This window comes from Pseudonocardia sp. (assembly GCF_035305885.1).
GTDB lineage: Bacteria > Actinomycetota > Actinomycetes > Mycobacteriales > Pseudonocardiaceae > Pseudonocardia.
Map to the genome: position 1 here is coordinate 111,232 of NZ_DATGOP010000152.1, position 17,536 is coordinate 128,767.

Genomic DNA, 17,536 nt, shown 5'->3' on the forward strand with positions numbered 1-17,536 from the left:
AGCTGCGTCACGGACGGCGCTCCCCGCCCGAGGGGGGCGCCGTCCGGCTTTTCGCGCAGGCCCCGGCGGGGCCGGGCACGGTGGGAAACACTGTCGGGGGGTGGTCCTACACTCGCCTCCCGTGAGCGCCGCCACCACCACGTCCAGCAAGCCCGGTGCGGAGCAGGCCGCACCACCGTCGACGGGGAGGCGGTTGCTGCTGCTCGACGGCCACTCGTTGGCCTACCGCGCGTTCTTCGCGCTGCCGGCGGAGAACTTCCGCACCGGCACCGGCCAGACCACGAACGCGGTCTACGGCTTCACGTCGATGCTGATCAACATGCTCCGCGACGAGCAGCCCACCCACGTCGCGGTGTGCTTCGACGTGTCGCGCAAGACGTTCCGCGCGGAGCGCTACGCCGAGTACAAGGCCAACCGCACCACCACGCCCGACGACTTCCGCGGCCAGATCGAGCTCATCAAGGAGGTCCTGCACGCGCTGAACATCCCCACGTTCGGCGTGGAGGGCTACGAGGCCGACGACCTGATCGCCACCCTCGCCACCCGGGCCGAGGCCGAGGGCTTCGAGGTGCTGATCAGCACCGGCGACCGCGACACGTTCCAGCTGGTCACCGACAACATCACGGTGCTGTACCCGAAGCGGGGCGTCTCGGAGATCACCCGGGTCGACCCGGCGGAGGTGATGAAGCGCTACGGGCTCACCCCGGCCCAGTACCCCGACTTCGCGGCCCTGCGCGGCGACCCGAGCGACAACCTGCCGAGCATCCCCGGCGTCGGGGAGAAGACGGCGGCCAAGTGGGTCCGCGAGTACGGTTCGCTCGCCGAGCTCACCGACCGCGTCGACGAGGTCAAGGGCAAGGCGGGCGACGCGCTGCGCGCGCACCTCGCGGGCGTGCTGCTCAACCGGCAGCTCACCGAGCTGATCCGCGACGTGCCCCTCGACGTCACCCCGGCCGACCTCGCGGTGCGGCCGTGGGACCGCGACGCGGTGCACCGGCTGTTCGACGAGCTCGAGTTCCGGGTGCTGCGCGAGCGGCTGTTCGCCACGCTGCAGAGCGCCGAACCCGAGGCCGACGGCGGCATCGAGGTGCAGGGCGGGGCGATCGAGCCGGGCGGGGCGCGGGCCTGGCTCGACGCGCACGCGCGCGACGGCCGCCGGGTCGGCGTCGCGTTCGCCGGGGTCAAGGGCGGCCCCACCACGGCCGACCTGGCCGGGATCGCGCTGGCCGCGGGGGAGCCCACGGTCGAGGCGCGGGCGGCGGGGGCCGCGGCGGGTGTGCCGCAGGCGGGCTACTTCGACGTCACCCGGCTCACCCCGGACGACGAGGAGGCGCTGGGCGAGTGGCTGGCCGACCCGAGCATCCCGAAGGCGGCCCACGACGCCAAGCTCGCGCTGCACGCGCTGCGCGGGCGGGGCTGGCGGCTCGCCGGGCTCACCAGCGACACCGCGCTCGCCGCCTACCTCGCCCGGCCCGGCCAGCGCAGCTTCGACCTGGCCGACCTCGCCGTGCGCTACCTGCGGCGCGAGCTGCGCTTCGACGGCGAGGAGGACAACGGCCAGCTGTCGCTCCTGGGCGGCGAGGAGGAGGCCGACAGGGCCTACGCCCAGACCCAGATGGTCGCCGCGTCCGCCGTCGCCGACCTCGCCGACGCGCTCGACGCCGAGCTCGCCCAGCGCGGCGGCACGGAGCTGCTCGCCGAGATCGAGCTGCCGCTGGAGTACGTGCTCGCCGACCTGGAGGCCGCGGGCATCGCCGTCGACCAGGAGGCCCTCTCCGCGCTGGAGGCGGAGTTCGCCGCGCAGGTCCGGCAGGCCGCGCAGAACGCCTACGCCGTGATCGGCAAGGAGATCAACCTCGGCTCGCCCAAGCAGCTGCAGGTCGTCCTGTTCGACGAGCTGGGCATGCCGAAGACCAAGCGCACCAAGACCGGCTACACCACCGACGCCGACGCGCTGCAGACGCTCTACGAGCAGACCGGCCACGAGTTCCTGGCGCACCTGCTCGTGCACCGCGACGCCACGCGGCTGAAGGTCACCGTCGAGGGCCTGCTCAAGTCGATCGCCGACGACGGGCGCATCCACACCACCTACAGCCAGACGATCGCGGCCACCGGCCGGCTGTCGTCCACCGAGCCGAACCTGCAGAACGTCCCGATCCGCACCCCGGCGGGCCGCCGCATCCGGCAGACGTTCGTCGTCGGCCCGGAGCACGCGGAGCTGATGACCGCCGACTACAGCCAGATCGAGATGCGGATCATGGCGCACCTGTCGGAGGACGAGGCGCTCATCGAGGCGTTCCGGTCGCGGCACGACTTCCACGCCGAGACCGCCGCGCGCGTGTTCGGCTGCGCGCCCGAGGAGGTCACGCCGGAGCAGCGCGCCAAGATCAAGGCGATGAACTACGGGCTGGCCTACGGCCTGTCCGCGTTCGGCCTGGCGAGCCAGCTGCGGATCTCCACCGATGAGGCCCGCGGCCTGATGGAGGAGTACTTCAAGACCTTCGGCGGCGTGCGCGACTACCTGCGCAGCATCGTCGACGTCGCCCGCAAGGACGGCTACACGGCGACGATCATGGGGCGCCGCCGCTACCTGCCCGACCTCACCAGCGACAACCGCCAGCGCCGCGAGATGGCCGAGCGCATGGCGCTCAACGCCCCCATCCAGGGCAGCGCCGCCGACATCATCAAGGTGGCGATGCTGGGCGTCCACCGCGCCCTCGCCGACGAGGGGCTGCGCAGCCGCATGCTGCTGCAGGTCCACGACGAGCTGGTGCTCGAGGTCGCCGAAGGCGAGCGGGAGAAGGTCGAGGAGCTCGTCCGCCGGGAGATGGGCGCCGCGGCCAAGCTCTCGGTGCCGCTGGAGGTCTCCGTCGGCTACGGGCGCAGCTGGGACGACGCCGCCCACTGACGGTCGCCGGCGGCGGGTTCGAGGATCCGCAGCCGGGCGGGGCCGAGGCGCAGCACGCCGTCGTCGAGCGGCTCGCACCGCACGCCGCCGCGGCCGCGCAGGGCGCGGAACGCGCCCGGGGCGAGCACGACGTCCATCCATCGGCACGGGTTCGCGGGCCGGTGCGCCCGGAAGCGGACCGGCCCGTCGCCGGAGTCGAGGCTGAACAGCGCACCGGGGTGGTCGCGGCCCGCGGCGAGCTCGTCGACCGGGAAGCCGCGCAGCACCACGTTGCGGCGGGTGAGCAGCGGGTCCGGCGTGGAGGGCAGGCCCAGCTCGCGGGCGATCGCGTCGATCGACTCGGCCGCGAACAGCGTCACCGCGGACCGTCGGTGCGCCGGCCGGGCGAAGTAGCGGTCCCCGACGAGGCCGAGCCCGGCGCGCACCGCGACCGACTCGAGGCGGCGGCCGTCCGGGTCGGGGCGTGGGCCGTCGTCGGGGCGGCCCGCGTAGGAGTGGATCGGGGAGACGAGGAGACCGGCGATGTCGACCGCGATCTCCTCCACCCGGTCGACGTTACCGGGGTCCCGGGTCGACGACGCCTCACGTGTCCGTTCCGGCGCCCGTCAACGCCTGGACGCCGACGACGTCCAGCAGCCGCAGCCGCTCGGCGGTCTCGCTGCCCTCCGCCGCGCTGAAGACCATGATCCGCAGGTCGGTGCCGAGCGCCGCGAGGATGTCGCAGTCGAGGGTGAGCTCGCCGACGCTCGCGTGCCGGACCGTCTTGGTCATGGGCTCGTGCACACCGACGACGCCGGAGTCCCACAGCGCCGCGAAGTCACCGCTGCGGGTGCGGAGCTCATCGATCAGCGCGGCCAGGCCGGCGTCCTGGGGATAGCGGGCCGACGCCGCCCGCAGGTCGGACACGAAGGCCGCGCGATGACCCGCGTGCCGGCTCACGGCCTGGGGGTACCCGGCGGGCGGCGCGACGAAGGACCACCACACCGCGTTCCTGCCGAAGCCGCGTGACGGTGGCGGGTCGCCGAACAGCGCCGCCCACAACGGGTTCCACGTGATCAGGTTCCAGGCGGCGTCGTACACGGACAGCGGGGTGCCGGTCAGCCGGTCCAGCAGGCGCTGGACGCCCGCCGGCACGTGGTCGGACACCTGCCCGGCGCTCGGCACCGCCTGCCCGGCGAGCACGAAGAGGTGCTCGCGCTCCGCCGTCGACAGCCGCAACGCCCGGGCCAACGCGGACAGCACCTGCGGGGACGGGTTCGTCGACCTGCCCTGTTCGAGCCGCACGACGTAGTCGACGGACAACCCGGCGAGCCGGGCGAGCTCCTCCCGGCGCAGGCCCGGCGCGCGCCTGCCCCCGTTGTCCGGCACGCCGACCTCGGCCGGTTTCGTGCGATCCCGCCAGGCGTGCAACGCCCTGCCGAGATCCCTGGTTCCGGTCATCCCCCGAGTGTGGCCGAACGGCCGCGTTCCGTCGTGGTACTGCGAGTCCACCGGCTGCGGCGGGCACTGGTCGACGCCCGCGGACCCGCGAACGCTGGCTGGACCGGACGGCGGGGACCGACCCCGCCGCACTGCGCCGAAGGAGCACGTTCGTGAGGTACCGCAACCTGGGGCGGACCGGGATCGAGGTCAGCCCCTACGGCCTCGGCACGCTGATGTTCGCGAGCCAGATGGGCAACGACCCGGACGAGTCGGTCCGGATCATCCACAAGGCGATCGACGCCGGGATCAACCTCATCGACACCGCCGACCGCTACGCCGACTCGGAGGAGATCGTCGGACGAGCGCTCAAGGGCCGCCGCGACGAGGTGGTCCTGGCCACCAAGGTCGGCCTGCCCATGGGCGAGGGGCCCAACCGGAAGGGCGGCTCCCGCCGCTGGATCACCACCGCCGTCGAGAACTCGCTGCGCCGGCTCGGCACCGACCACATCGACGTCTACCAGCTCCAACGGCCCGACCCGCACACCGACCTGGAGGAGACCCTCTCCGTCCTGACCGACCTCGTCAGGGCGGGCAAGGTGCGCGCCATCGGCTCGTCGACCACGCCGGCCTCGATGATCGTCCAGGCCCAGTGGGTCGCCGAACGCGCCGGGCTGCAGCGGATGCGCACCGAGCAGCCGCCGTACTCGATCCTGAACCGCGGCATCGAACGGGAGGTCCTGCCGCTCGCGCAGGAGTACGGCATGGGCGTCATGGTGTGGGGCCCGTTCGGCCAGGGCCTGCTGACCGGCCGGGTGCGCAAGGGCGGTGGCAACGACCTCCGGCGCGCCCGGTTCTCCCGTCACCTGTCCGACGAGCGTCGCATCGACGTCGTCGAGCAGCTCGTCCCGCTCGCGGAGGAGGCCGGCCTGCCCATGACCCACCTGGCGATGGCCTTCACCATCGCCCACCCGGGTGTGAGCGCCGCGCTCCTCGGCCCGCGCACCATGGAGCACCTCGACGACCTGCTGGCCGGGGCCGACGTCGAGCTGTCCGACGACCTGCTCGACCGGATCGACGAGATCGTCCCGCCGGGCACCGACGTCACCGCGCTCGACCAGGAGTACAGGCCTCCGGCCTTGCTCGAGACGGCACTGCGGCGTCGTCCCGCCGGGCTCCGGTCCGCGGCCTGAGCAGCCCGGTCCGGGCCGTCGCCGTGGCTACCGGCCACCGGGCACGAGGACGCCCCTGCCGTGCATGCGGCCCTCCTCCAGGTCGGCCATCGCGTCGGCGAAGGCCTCGAGCGGGTAGGTGCGGGTGTGCACCGGCACCCCGCCGGTCGCCGCGAGGGCCATGAGCTCCCGCAGGTCGTCGTGCGTGCCGACCGCGTTGCCGACGACGCTGATCTCCGGGAGCACGAGCGCGAACGTGGGCACCCGCAGCTCGCCGCCGTAGCCGACGACGAAGTAGGTGCCGCGGGCCCGCACCATGGCGAAGGCCGCAGCCGGGGCGTCGCCCTCGCCGACGAAGTCGATGACGACCTCGGCTCCCTGCCCGCCGGTGAGGCCGCGGACGCGCTCGACCTGCTGCTCGTCGGCGGGGACGACGTGGTGTGCGCCGATGCCGCTGGCGAGTTTGAGGGCCTCGGGGTCGCGGTCGACCGCGACGACCTCCGCCGCGGTGAGCGCCCGCAGGCACTGCACCCCGATGTGGCCGAGCCCGCCGATCCCGACGACGATCACGCGGGTCCCGGGACCGAGCAGCGGCACCGCCTTGCGGACCACGTGCATGACCGTGAGGCCCGCGTCGGCGTGCGGCGCGACGTCGACCGGCCGCAGCTCCCCGGGGAGCGGCAGCACGGCGCGGTCGGTGGTGAGCAGCAGCTCGGCGAACCCGCCGTCGCGGGTGAGGCCGGTGAAGGCGAGCCCGCGCTCGCAGCGCATGTCGTCGCCGATGCGGCAGGCCGGGCAGACGCCGCAGGACTGCTGCGGGTGGCAGATCACGGGGTCGCCGACTGCGACGTTCTCGACGGCCGACCCGACCTCGTGCACCCAGCCGCTGTTCTCGTGCCCGAGGGTGACCGGGAGCTCGCTGGGCACGACGGGGGCGAACCACCCGTCGCGGATGTGCAGGTCGGTGCGGCACAGCCCGGCGCCCCCGACCCGGACGACGACGTCGTGCGGGCCGCTGATCCGGGGTTCGGGCACCTCGTCGAGCCGAGGCGGGTGGTGGTGGTCGTGCAGCCGGACGGCCTTCATGACGCCTCCCCGGGGATCGAACCGTGTGGAGCGGCCCAGGGTCGCGAGGAGGCGCGGGGCTGTCGCCGGCCGTTCGGTCCAGGACCCGTCCGGCCGTCCGGGCGCCCGTCCGAGCTAGAACGCGTGGACCGGGCGGGCGCGCTCCCGCCGGGCCAGCGTGCCGACCAGCGCGGACTGCCCGTGCCGGCGCACCGCGAGCCGCACGAGGAGGTCCCGGACGGGCGCGAACGCCGCGTCGGGGAACTGCGGCGTGGGCACGCCGATGCTCACCGCGAGGTCGTCGGAGTGGACGACGACCTCGAGGAGCCGGGTCAGGAGGAAGTCGTCGCGGCGCAGCGCCCAACCCTGCCAGGGGATGGGCACCACCTCCCGGGCGGCCCCGGTGTCCATCAGCTCGCGCACCCGCTCCAGGGCCGCCCCGGCGCGCTCGTGCAGCGCGGCGGGCCCGAGCTCGGCCTCGGCGTCGTCGGTGCTGCGGTCGTTGGCCGGGTCGTCGGGCGAGGTCGCCTTCACCCAGGCGGCCCGCGCGTAGTGGTCGTCGGCGCTCTCGAGCGTGGGCAGCTCCGCAGCGGCGGGCAGCAGGTCGGCGGCGCGGGCGAGCTGGCGTCCCAGGTGGCACGCGAGCGCGCCGATCGACATCTTCTCCAGGGCGCTCGGCTGCGACCACCGGTCGGTGACCTCGGGTCGTCGGATGAGGTCCAGGGCGATGGACCCGGCGGTCAGGAAGGCGTGGTCGTGGCCGTCGACGGGTGCGTGCACCCGGCCAGCATGGCAAACCCGATCAACCGGCGGCGCGGGCCAGCTCGCGGGCGCGCAGCGCGAGCCACAGCTCCTGCCGGTCGTGGGCGGAGGCGAGCCGCCGGCCGGTGAGCGCCTCGACGGTCGCGATCCGGTTCCGCACGGTGTGCCGGTGGACCTGCAGCGCGGCGGCCGCGGCCTCCCAGTGCCCGTTGTGCTCGAGGAAGGCGGTGAGGGTGCGCGCCAGCTCGCCCGCCCGCTCGTCGGCGTCGAGGGGGCCGAGCACGGCGTCGGCGAACCCCTGCAGCCGCTCCGCGGGAACCGCCGCGAGCAGCTGGCGGCTGCTCGCGATGTCGGCGGCGTGCACGTGGCGGCCCGAGAGGCGGCTCTCCGGCAGCGCCGAGCGCGCCTGCCGCAGCGACACGGCGAGCGCCCCGGGGCGCACGGCGATGCCGATCCCGGCGGGCCGGGTGGGGGCGAGGGTGCCGAGCACGCCGGCGAGGTCCACACCGACCGGCACGGCCAGCTCGACCGCCTGCTCCCCGGCGATCTCGACCACCCGGGTCAGCGCGTCCGGCAGGGCGCCCGCGATGTCGGCGGCGAGCTCGGCGGCGTGCGGCGCGGCGATCACGGCGGCCTGCAGGTCGCCGCCGGGCAGGCCGGCCGCGTCCAGCCAGCGCGCGGCGACGATGTCGTCGACGGTGCCGCGGGCGAGGCGGGCGAGCAGCTGGGCCCGGTCGCGCTGCCTGGTCGCGCCCAGGCCGTGAACGCGTTCGAGCTCGAGCGACAGCAGCGAGACGAGGTCGCCCGTGACGAGGTTGGAGCCGACCCGGTCCGCGGGGCCCGCGACGAGCAGCCACGCGCGCAGCCGCCGCGACCCGAGCGGGTGCACCTCCCGCCTGCGTTCGGCGGTGGCGTCGACGGCGGCGCCGAGCAGGCCCTGCGCGCGGACCCGCGCGAGCATCGGGGCGAACTCGGCGACGAGGGCCTCGTGCCCGGGCCGGGAGGTGGCGACGGGTCGTTCGAGCAGGTCCACGACGACGGCGGGGCGGCCGGTGGCCCGCTCGTACGCGCCGAGGATGCCGGCGAGCCCTCCGGGCTGGACGGCGGCCGCGGTGAGCGCGCGCTGCGTGTGCAGCGCCCACTCCAGCTGCTTGCGCTCTTCCCGGGCCCGCCACGCGAACACGGCCTTGGTGACGGCGATGAACGGCACCCCGTCGGGCACGGCCAGAAGCGGCATGCCCGCGGCCTCGGCGGCGCGGACCAGGCAGTCGGGCGCCGCCTGGTAGCGCAGGTCGGCACCGAGCCCCAGCCCGAGCGCGCGCACGCCCGCGGCCTGCAGCCCCTCGACGTACCTGGCGCAGCCCTCGTCGGTCTCGTCGAGCAGCAACCCGATCGTGAGCAGCAGCTCGCCGCCCTGCAGCCACGGCCCCGGCTCCCGCAGCTCCGACACGGCCGCGGCCTCGATCTCGCGGCCCAGCGCGGCGTGGCCGGCGACGACCGCGAGCCGCAACGCCGGGTCGGCGGCGAGGTCGGCGACGGTGAGCACGCGTGCTCCCTTGGACGTTTCGTCGATTCGATCGGACCAACGTTAGACACGACGGCGATGGGTGGGAAGCCTGCGGGCCGCCACCCTGGGCCGATGCCGCTGGGACCAGTCGACGCGACCACCACCCCCCGCTTCGCCGGACCCGACACGTTCGCGCGCCTGCCGCGCCTGGACCAGGTCACCGACGTGGACGTGGCCGTGCTGGGGATGCCCTTCGACTCCGGGGTGTCCTACCGGCCGGGCGCCCGCTTCGGGCCGGCCCACGTGCGCGCGTCGTCCAAGCTGCTGCGCCCGCACCACCCGGCGCTGCAGGTCGACCCGTTCGCGGCCCAGCAGGTCGTGGACGCCGGCGACGTGTCGATCAACCCGTTCGACATCGAGGAGGCGATCCGCGCCGTCGAGCGGGCCTCCGACGAGCTGCGCGGGAGCGGGGCCCGGCTGCTGTCGATCGGCGGCGACCACACGATCGCGCTCCCGCTGCTGCGCTCGGTGCACCGCACGCACGGCCCGGTCGCCGTGCTGCACTTCGATGCCCACCTCGACACCTGGGACACCTACTTCGGCGCCCCGTACACGCACGGCACCCCGTTCCGGCGGGCGAGCGAGGAAGGCCTGCTCGACCCGGAACGCTGCCTGCACGTCGGGATCCGCGGGCCCGTCTACGGCTCGGGCGACCTCGCCGACGACGCCCGCCTCGGTTTTCAGGTGATCGGCTCCGACGACTACCAGCTCGACGGCCTCGCCGCCGTGGTCGAGCGGATGCGGGCCCGCCTGGGCGACGGCCCGGTCTACGTCTCGGTCGACATCGACGTGCTCGACCCCGCCCACGCCCCCGGCACCGGGACGCCCGAGGCGGGCGGGCTCACCAGCCGCGAGCTGCTGCACACCCTGCGCGGGCTGGTCGGGGTCGACATCGTGGGCGCCGACATCGTGGAGGTCGCCCCGGCCTACGACCACGCGGAGATCACCGGCATCGCGGCGGCGCACGTGGCGTACGAGCTGCTCTCCGTGCTGGCGAAGGGGTGATCGGGGCGCGATGAGCACCCGCAACGGGGGCGCCGCCGTCGTCGAGACCCTCGCCGCGCACGGCGTCGACACCGTCTTCGGCGTCCCGGGCACCCACAACCTCGAGCTGTACCGGCACCTCGGTGCCGCCGGCATCCGAGCCGTGACGCCGCGCCACGAGCAGGGTGCCGGCTACGCCGCCGAGGGCTACGCCCGGGTGAGCGGACGACCCGGGGTCGTGCTGACCACCAGCGGGCCCGGGCTCACCAACGCGATGACCGCCGCCGCCACCGCGTACGCGGAGTCGCAGCCGCTGCTCGTCGTCTCGCCCGGGGTGCCGACCGGCGCCGAGGGGGCCGACCTCGGTCTGCTGCACGAGGTGAAGGACGCGACGGGGGCGATGGACCGGCTCGTCGCCTGGAGCCGCCGCGTCGCGAGCCCCGAGGAGGCCGCCGACGCCGTCGCCGAGGCGTTCGCCGGGTTCCGCGGCCGGCGCCCCCGCCCGGTGCACGTCGAGATCCCGCTCGACGTGCTGGAGCGGCCGTGGGGCGGCAGCCCGTGGGTCGGGGCGGTCACCGCGCCGCCCGCGCCCGACCCCGCCGACGTGCGACGGGCGGCCACCCTGCTCGCCGCGGCGCGCCGGCCGCTGGTGATCGCGGGCGGCGGCGCCGTCGATGCGGCCGACGAGGTGCGGGCGCTGGCCGAGGCGCTGGGCGCGCCGGTCGCGACCACGGTGAACGGCAAGGGCGTGCTCGACGAGTCGCACCCGCTCGCGGTCGGTGCCGCCGTGCGGCTGCGCGCGCTGCAGGAGGCGGCCGGCGAGAGCGACGCGCTTCTCGTGGTGGGCAGCGAGCTCGGCGACGCCGACCTGTGGGAGGGGCGGATCTCGGCGCCGACCGTCATCCGATGCGACATCGACCCCGGCCAGTTGCACAAGAACTGCACCGCGGACGCCACGCTGCTCGGCGACGCGGCCACCGCCCTCCGCGCGCTCCGCGCGGCCATGCCACCCCTTCCGACGGACGCGCCGCTCGGCGGAGGGGACAGGGCGCGGCAGCTGCGGGAGGCGTGCCGGCGGGAGGCGCGAGCGCAGGCCGGCCGCTATGCGGAGATCACCGCCGCGGTCCGGGCCGCGCTGCCCGCCGACGGCGTGCTCGCCGGGGACAGCTCGCAGGTGACCTACCTCGGCTCGGTGCACTTCTTCGACCTGCCGGCCCCGCGGCGGTTCTGCTACACGCCCGGCTTCGCCACGCTCGGCTACGGCCTGCCCGCGGCGATCGGGGCGGCGCTCGCCCGCCCCGGCCACCCGGTCGCGGCGCTGCTCGGGGACGGGGCGCTGCTGTTCTCGGTGCAGGAGCTCGCCACCGCCGTCGACCTGCGGCTGCCGCTGCCGGTCGTCGTGGTCGACAACGGCGGCTACCGCGAGATCCGCGACCAGCAGGCCGCCCGCGGCATCCCGCCGGTCGGGGTCGACCTGCCCGCCCCCGACCTCGCCGCGCTCGCCGCCGCGTTCGGCGCCCGCGGCGTCGCCACCGGCGACCCGGGGGCGCTCACCGCGCTCGTGGCCGGCGCCCTGTCGGCCGATCGCCCGACCCTCATCCACCTGAAGAACCGGGAGTAGCCGTGGACGTCGCCATCGTCGCCGCCTACCTGGCCGCCATGATCGCGTTCGGCTTCTGGGGCAAGCGCCGCGCCACCACGGAGTCGGAGTTCCTCGTGGCGGGCCGCCGCCTCGGCCCGCTCCTCTACGCGGGCACGATGTCCGCCCTCGTGCTGGGCGGGGCGTCGACCATCGGCGGCATCGGGCTCGGCTACGAGTACGGGATCTCGGGCATGTGGCTCGTGGTCGCCATCGGCGCGGGCGTGCTGCTGCTGTCGCTGCTGTTCGCCGGGCGGATCCAGCGGCTGAAGGTCTACACCGTGAGCCAGATGCTCGAGCTGCGCTACGGGCCGGGGTCGAGCGTGCTGTCAGGCGTGGTCATGTTCGGCTACACGCTGATGCTCACGGTGACCTCGACGATCGCCTACGCCACGATCTTCGCCGCGCTGCTCGGCCTGCCGCGGGTGCCGTCGATCCTGCTCGGCGGGCTCGTGGTCGTGGTCTACTCCGCCCTCGGCGGCATGTGGTCGATCACCCTCACCGACTTCGTGCAGTTCCTCATCCAGACCGTCGGGATCTTCCTGGTCCTGCTGCCGATCGTGCTCGTGCGGGCCGGCGGGTTCGCCGCGCTCCCGCCGGAGGCGCTCTCGCCGGTCACGATCGGCACCGACACGATCGTCACCTACTTCGTCATCTACACGTTCGGCCTGCTGATCGGCCAGGACATCTGGCAGCGGGTGTTCACCGCGCGCAGCCCGGGCGTCGCGCGGTGGGCGGGCGCGGCCTCCGGCGTGTACTGCCTGCTCTACGGCGTCGCGGGCGCCGTGGTCGGGATGGGGGCCGGCGTGCTGGTCCCGGGCCTCGCCGAGCGCGACGACGCGTTCACCGCGGTGGTCGACGTCGCCATGCCGCCGGTGCTGTCGGGCCTGGTGCTCGCCGCGGCGCTGGCCGCGGTCATGTCCACCGCCAGCGGCGCGCTGATCGCGACCGCCACCGTGTTCGGCCAGGACATCGTGCAGCGGCTGCGCGGGCGGGCGCCCGCAGGCGGGGAGGAGGACCACGTCCGCGGCAACCGCGTGCTCATCGCGGTGTTCGGCGCGGTCGTGATCGTGGTCTCCTGCCTGCTCCAGGACGTCGTCGCCGCGCTGACCATCGCCTACGACATCCTCGTCGGCGGGCTCCTGGTGCCGATCCTCGGCGGCCTCGTCTGGCGGCGGGCCACGATCGTCGGCGCGATCGCCGCGATGGCCGTCGGCACGGTCGCCACCCTGACCACGATGGCGGTCGTCGGCGACATCTACGCGAACGAGCCGATCTACGTCGGGCTCGTGACCGGCCTCGTGGCGTTCGTGGTGGGCAGCCTCGCCTCCCGGGCGACGGCGCCCGCGGTGCTCGCGGAGTGGGACCGGCGCTCGGCGGGGGAGCAGGCCGCGGCGGACGCCAGCGCCTGAGCGCGGGCCGGCGTGATCCCGGCGTGATGCCGTGCGGTCTCGCGCCGCGTCGGCGCGCCCCTTCCGGCCGCGGCGGCCCGCGCCGGTAGCCTGCCCCCTCGAACGGCTGTTCGCGAGAAGACGGGCTGGGGGAGATCGGGTGCGGGTGCTCGGCGTCGACCCGGGGCTGACCCGGTGCGGTCTCGGGGTCGTCGACGGCGCCGGCGGGCGCCGCGTGCGGTGCGTGGCGGTGGACGTCGTGCGCACCCCGGCCGACTCCCCGCTCCCGGAGCGGTTGCTCGCGGTCGGGGCCGAGGTCGAGCGGTGGATCGAGCGGCACCGTCCGGACGTGGTGGCGGTCGAGCGGGTGTTCAGCCAGCACAACGTCCGCACCGTCATGGGCACCGCGCAGGTCAGCGGCGTCGTCGCGCTGCTCGCGGGCAAGGCGGGCCTCCCGGTCGCGTTCCACACCCCCAGCGAGGTCAAGGCCGCCGTCACCGGCGAGGGGCGCGCGGGCAAGCAGCAGGTGACGGCCATGGTCACGCGGCTTCTGAAGCTGGAGGAGGCCCCGCGCCCCGCCGACGCGGCCGACGCGCTCGCCCTCGCGATCTGCCACTGCTGGCGGGCCCCGATGCTCGACCGGATGGCGCAGGCGCAGACGCGGTCGGCGGAGCTCGCCCGCGCCCACCGGGCGCGGCTCGCGGCCGCGCGACGTGCGGGGGAGGCTTCATGATCAGTTCGGTGCGGGGAGAGGTCCTGGAGATCGGCCTCGACCACGCGGTCGTCGAGGTCGGCGGGGTCGGCCTCGCCGTGCACGCCACGCCGGCCACGTTGTCGAAGCTGCGGCGCGGCGAGCAGGGCCGGATGGCCACCGCGCTGGTGGTGCGGGAGGACTCGCTCACCCTGTTCGGGTTCGCCGACGAGGACGAGCGGGAGCTGTTCGGCCTGCTGCAGACCGTGAGCGGCATCGGGCCGCGCATCGCGCTCGCCACCCTCGCCGTGCTCAGCCCGGACGCGCTGCGCCGGGCGCTCGTCGACGGCGACGTGGCCACCCTGACCCGGGTGCCCGGGATCGGCCGCAAGGGCGCCGAGCGGCTGGTGCTCGAGCTGCGGGACAAGGTGGTCGTCCCGGCCGCCTCCCCGGCCACGGCGACCGCCCCGGTGAACGGGGCGAACCCGCGCCGCGACCAGGTGGTGGAGGCGCTGGTGGGCCTCGGCTTCGCGGCCAAGCCCGCCGAGCAGGCGGTGGACGCCGTGCTGGCCGCTGACGGGGAGGCCGACGCGAGCGCGCTGCTGCGGGCCGCGCTGACCAGGTTGGGTGGCAAGGGTCGATGACCGAGCTGTCGCTCACGCCGGGGCCGGAGCCGGAGGACCTCGAGGCCGAGGCCTCGCTGCGGCCGCGCACGCTGGACGAGTTCATCGGCCAGCCGCGCGTGCGCGAGCAGCTGCAGCTGGTGCTGGAGGGGGCGCGGCGGCGGGGCCAGCCGCCGGACCACATCCTGCTGTCCGGGCCACCCGGGCTGGGCAAGACCAGCCTCGCGATGATCATCGCCGCCGAGCTCGGTGCGGCGATCCGGCTGACGTCCGGTCCCGCCCTGGAGCGCGCGGGCGACCTGGCCGCGATGCTGTCCAACCTCGAACCGGGCGATGTGCTGTTCATCGACGAGATCCACCGCACCGCCCGGCCCGCCGAGGAGATGCTCTACCTCGCGATGGAGGACTTCCGCGTCGACGTGGTCGTCGGCAAGGGCCCGGGTGCCACCTCCATCCCGCTCGACGTCGCCCCGTTCACGCTGGTGGGCGCCACCACCCGGGCCGGTGCCCTCACCGGTCCGCTGCGCGACCGCTTCGGCTTCACCGCGCACATGGAGTTCTACGAGCCGCAGGAGCTGGAGCTCGTGCTCCGCCGCGCGGCCACGATCCTGGGCGTCGACCTGCGCCCGGACGGCGCCGAGGAGATCGCGCGCCGGTCCCGGGGCACGCCCCGCATCGCCAACCGGCTGCTGCGCCGCGTGCGCGACTTCGCCGAGGTGCGCGCCGACGGGGCCATCACCCGCGCCGTGGCGCGCGAGGCGCTGGCCGTCTACGACGTCGACGAGCTCGGCCTCGACCGGCTCGACCGCGCGGTGCTGGGGGCCCTGGTGCGGTCGTTCAACGGCGGGCCGGTGGGCGTGTCGACGCTGGCCGTGGCGGTGGGCGAGGAACCGGGTACCGTCGAAGAGGTCTGTGAGCCCTACCTCGTGCGCGCCGGGATGCTGGCGCGCACGCCACGGGGCCGGGTGGCCACCGCAGCCGCCTGGTCACATCTGGGCATCGCTGCGCCACCGGACGTCACTCCGGGAGGACCTCCCGCGTTGTTCTGAACCGGGGGCTGGCAGACTCTGGTGGCTCCTCGACGTGCGGAGATTCGGAGACCTGGACCATGGAACTGCTGTTCCCCCTGTTGATCCTCCTGCTGTTCATCCCGATCTTCCTGCAAGGGAGGCGGCAGAAGCGCCAGATGCAGGAGATGCAGGCGATGCAGGCCGCGCTCGAGGTCGGTGACGTCGTCATGACCACCTCGGGCCTGCGCGGCACCGTCGTCGACGCCTCCTACGAGGACACGATCGACCTCGAGATCGCCGACGGCGTCGTCACCACCTGGGTGCGCGGCGCGATCCGCGAGAAGGTCAACCCGGCCGTCGAGGAGACCCCGGCCGAGGAGACGCAGGACGGGGCGAGCACCGACGGCGAGGCCGCTGCGACGGAGCAGCCCGCGGCGGAGAAGGACGAGTCGACCAACGGCAGCGCCCGGAGCTGACGGCGCCCGCGCGGCGGCCGGTGCACCGGCGGCCGCGCTCGTAGAGGAAGAGATCGCGAGCAGTGGCATCCACCCCGGGGCAGATCCGTCCCTGGCGTCACCTGGCGGCGTTCGTCGCCGTCGTCGGCGCGTTGTACGGGCTGGTGTTCTTCACCGGTGACGGCAACCCCCTGCCCAAGCTGGGCATCGACCTGCAGGGCGGCACCCGCGTCACCCTGCAGCCGCGCACCGAGACCGGCGCCGAGCCGCCCTACGACCAGCTCGTCCAGGCCCAGTCGATCATCGAGGCCCGGGTCAACGGCCTGGGCGTGTCCGGCGCCGAGGTGGTCATCGACGGCAGCAACCTGACCATCACCGTGCCGGGCCAGGAGGGCGATCAGGCCCGATCGCTCGGGCAGACCGCCCAGCTGCGGTTCCGCGAGGTGATCGGCGGGCCGTACGCGGCGCAGCAGCCGGGCCAGGACCCCGAGCAGCCGGGCCAGCCCGGCGAGCCCCAGCCGGGCGCGCCGGAGCCCGCCCCGCCGCCGCCGGGTGACCAGCAGGCCCCGCCGCCGCCCGCCGACCAGCAGGCGCCCGAGGGCCAGCCCCAGGGGATGAGCGGCCCCGGCGACGTCGTCGAGCGCGCGGTCGCCCCGGTCGCGCACACCAACCCGCTGCAGGACCCGGCGCCCCCGCCCGCCCCGCCACCGCCCGCGCCGAGCGGGCCGGAGGACCCCCGGCTCGCGGCCGAGGTCGAGTCGGCGCGCGAGATGCGGCAGAGCACCGACCCCACCGTCCAGGAGACGGCGTTGCTCACGCTCGACTGCAACGCCCGCGACCCGCTGCGCGGCTACGACGACCCGGCCCGGCCGCTCGTCGCGTGCAGCCAGGACGGCACCGAGAAGTACATCCTGGGGCCGGCCTTCCTGGAAGGCAGCCAGATCGACACCGCCCAGGCGCAGCAGAACACCACCGGCGTCGGCTGGGTGGTCAGCCTGACCTTCGAGGCGGAGGGCGCCCAGACCTGGGGCGAGTACACGACCAACAACGTCGGCAAGCTGGTGGCGTTCACCCTCGACGGCGAGGTCGTGTCGGCGCCGCGGATCAACCAGCCGATCTTCGGGCCCACCCAGATCGAGGGGCAGTTCAACCAGGCTGAGGCCGAGCAGCTCGCCGGCGTGCTCCGCTACGGCTCGCTGCCGCTGTCGTTCGAGGCGTCCGAGGCGCAGACGGTGTCGGCCACGCTCGGGCTGGCCTCCCTCGAGGCGGGCCTGTTCGCGGGCGCCATCGGGTTGGCGCTGGTGTTCCTCTACGGCTTGGTCTACTACCGGGCGCTCGGGATCCTGCTGATCCTGTCGCTGGTCCTGTCGGCGTCCATCGTCTACCCGGTGCTGGTGCTGCTCGGGCGGTGGATCGGGTTCACCCTCGACCTCGCGGGCGTCGCCGGCTTCGTCCTCGCCATCGGCATCACCGCCGACTCGTTCATCATCTTCTTCGAACGGTTGAAGGACGAGATGCGCGAGGGGCGGACGTTCCGCTCGGCGGTGCCGCGCGGGTGGGTGCGCGCGCGGCGCACGATCCTGACCGCGGACGCGGTGAGCTTCCTCTGCTCGGCGGTGCTGTACATCCTGGCGGTCGGGCAGGTGCGCGGGTTCGCGTTCACCCTCGGCCTGTCCACCGTCCTGGACCTGATCGTGGTGTTCCTGGTGACCCACCCGCTCGTGGCGTTGCTGTCCACGTCGCGCGTGTTCGGCAACCCGGCCCTGTCCGGGCTGGGCGAGGCGGCCCGCACGGGCGCAGAACGCAGGCGGGCGTTGGCCACGGCGGCCGGCCGATCGAAGGGAGCCTGA

Annotated in this window: 15 protein-coding genes; 10 read left to right on the forward strand and 5 right to left on the reverse strand. The window is 74.8% G+C overall.

The window, feature by feature from the left end:
• Positions 1 to 193 precede the first annotated feature (193 nt).
• Positions 194 to 2,908: a DNA polymerase I gene (gene polA / locus VKZ81_RS34220; protein WP_324246009.1), complete on the forward strand. Its 2,715-nt coding sequence runs from the start codon at positions 194 to 196 to the stop codon at positions 2,906 to 2,908.
• Here polA and VKZ81_RS34225 read toward each other — a convergent pair.
• Together VKZ81_RS34225 and VKZ81_RS34230 are read right to left on the reverse strand one after the other, a co-directional pair.
• Positions 2,875 to 3,453 (reverse strand): MOSC domain-containing protein, encoded by a 579-nt coding sequence (locus tag VKZ81_RS34225; RefSeq protein WP_324245912.1) that lies wholly within the window; start codon positions 3,451 to 3,453, stop codon positions 2,875 to 2,877. The genes polA and VKZ81_RS34225 overlap by 34 nt on opposite strands.
• 37 nt (positions 3,454 to 3,490) lie before the next feature.
• Entirely contained in the window at positions 3,491 to 4,348 is an 858-nt protein-coding gene (locus VKZ81_RS34230; protein WP_324245913.1) for a helix-turn-helix domain-containing protein, read from the reverse strand.
• 152 nt (positions 4,349 to 4,500) lie between these two features.
• On the opposite strand from VKZ81_RS34230, the gene VKZ81_RS34235 reads away from it, so the two are divergent.
• A complete protein-coding gene (locus VKZ81_RS34235) occupies positions 4,501 to 5,520 on the forward strand; it encodes an aldo/keto reductase (RefSeq protein WP_324245914.1) in 1,020 nt (339 codons plus the stop codon).
• A 27-nt stretch (positions 5,521 to 5,547) separates the two neighbouring features.
• Here the strand turns inward: VKZ81_RS34235 and VKZ81_RS34240 are convergent, their stop codons facing one another.
• The 3 genes from VKZ81_RS34240 to VKZ81_RS34250 form a co-directional block, all read right to left on the reverse strand.
• Entirely contained in the window at positions 5,548 to 6,585 is a 1,038-nt protein-coding gene (locus VKZ81_RS34240; protein ID WP_324245915.1) for an NAD(P)-dependent alcohol dehydrogenase, read from the reverse strand.
• 114 nt (positions 6,586 to 6,699) lie between these two features.
• A complete protein-coding gene (locus VKZ81_RS34245) occupies positions 6,700 to 7,344 on the reverse strand; it encodes a maleylpyruvate isomerase N-terminal domain-containing protein (RefSeq protein ID WP_324245916.1) in 645 nt (214 codons plus the stop codon).
• Positions 7,345 to 7,366: 22 nt separating this feature from the next.
• Complete coding sequence (locus tag VKZ81_RS34250) at positions 7,367 to 8,872, reverse strand: PucR family transcriptional regulator ligand-binding domain-containing protein (RefSeq protein WP_324245917.1); 1,506 nt, start codon at positions 8,870 to 8,872, stop codon at positions 7,367 to 7,369.
• A gap of 93 nt (positions 8,873 to 8,965) precedes the next feature.
• Between VKZ81_RS34250 and speB the strand changes: the two genes are divergently transcribed.
• The 8 genes from speB (at position 8,966) to secD (ending at position 17,536) form a co-directional block, all read left to right on the forward strand.
• Positions 8,966 to 9,898 (forward strand): agmatinase, encoded by a 933-nt coding sequence (gene speB / locus VKZ81_RS34255; RefSeq protein ID WP_324245918.1) that lies wholly within the window; start codon positions 8,966 to 8,968, stop codon positions 9,896 to 9,898.
• 10 nt (positions 9,899 to 9,908) lie between these two features.
• Complete coding sequence (locus VKZ81_RS34260) at positions 9,909 to 11,498, forward strand: 5-guanidino-2-oxopentanoate decarboxylase (protein WP_324245919.1); 1,590 nt, start codon at positions 9,909 to 9,911, stop codon at positions 11,496 to 11,498.
• Between the two features lie 38 nt (positions 11,499 to 11,536).
• Entirely contained in the window at positions 11,537 to 12,928 is a 1,392-nt protein-coding gene (locus VKZ81_RS34265; protein ID WP_414709551.1) for a sodium:solute symporter family protein, read from the forward strand.
• A gap of 139 nt (positions 12,929 to 13,067) precedes the next feature.
• A complete protein-coding gene (gene ruvC, locus VKZ81_RS34270) occupies positions 13,068 to 13,640 on the forward strand; it encodes a crossover junction endodeoxyribonuclease RuvC (RefSeq protein WP_324245921.1) in 573 nt (190 codons plus the stop codon).
• Positions 13,637 to 14,242, forward strand: a complete 606-nt coding sequence (ruvA, locus tag VKZ81_RS34275) for a Holliday junction branch migration protein RuvA (RefSeq protein WP_324245922.1) — start codon at positions 13,637 to 13,639, stop codon at positions 14,240 to 14,242. Before ruvC ends, ruvA begins: the two co-directional genes overlap by 4 nt.
• Positions 14,239 to 15,270, forward strand: coding sequence for a Holliday junction branch migration DNA helicase RuvB (gene ruvB / locus VKZ81_RS34280; protein ID WP_324245923.1), 1,032 nt, complete (start codon positions 14,239 to 14,241; stop codon positions 15,268 to 15,270). The genes ruvA and ruvB overlap by 4 nt, the downstream gene beginning before the upstream one ends.
• 59 nt (positions 15,271 to 15,329) lie before the next feature.
• Positions 15,330 to 15,707, forward strand: a complete 378-nt coding sequence (yajC, locus tag VKZ81_RS34285) for a preprotein translocase subunit YajC (protein WP_324245924.1) — start codon at positions 15,330 to 15,332, stop codon at positions 15,705 to 15,707.
• A 62-nt stretch (positions 15,708 to 15,769) separates the two neighbouring features.
• Entirely contained in the window at positions 15,770 to 17,536 is a 1,767-nt protein-coding gene (secD, locus tag VKZ81_RS34290; protein ID WP_324245925.1) for a protein translocase subunit SecD, read from the forward strand.

Bases quoted from the DNA above. Each gene is read 5' to 3' on its own strand.
- VKZ81_RS34230 (WP_324245913.1), bottom strand. From the start codon at position 4,348: ATGACCGGAACCAGGGATCTCGGCAGGGCGTTGCACGCCTGGCGGGAT.
- VKZ81_RS34240 (WP_324245915.1), bottom strand. From the start codon at position 6,585: ATGAAGGCCGTCCGGCTGCACGACCACCACCACCCGCCTCGGCTCGAC.
- speB (WP_324245918.1), top strand. From the start codon at position 8,966: ATGCCGCTGGGACCAGTCGACGCGACCACCACCCCCCGCTTCGCCGGA.
- VKZ81_RS34260 (WP_324245919.1), top strand. From the start codon at position 9,909: ATGAGCACCCGCAACGGGGGCGCCGCCGTCGTCGAGACCCTCGCCGCG.
- VKZ81_RS34265 (WP_414709551.1), top strand. From the start codon at position 11,537: ATGATCGCGTTCGGCTTCTGGGGCAAGCGCCGCGCCACCACGGAGTCG.
- ruvA (WP_324245922.1), top strand. From the start codon at position 13,637: ATGATCAGTTCGGTGCGGGGAGAGGTCCTGGAGATCGGCCTCGACCAC.
- ruvB (WP_324245923.1), top strand. From the start codon at position 14,239: ATGACCGAGCTGTCGCTCACGCCGGGGCCGGAGCCGGAGGACCTCGAG.
- yajC (WP_324245924.1), top strand. From the start codon at position 15,330: ATGGAACTGCTGTTCCCCCTGTTGATCCTCCTGCTGTTCATCCCGATC.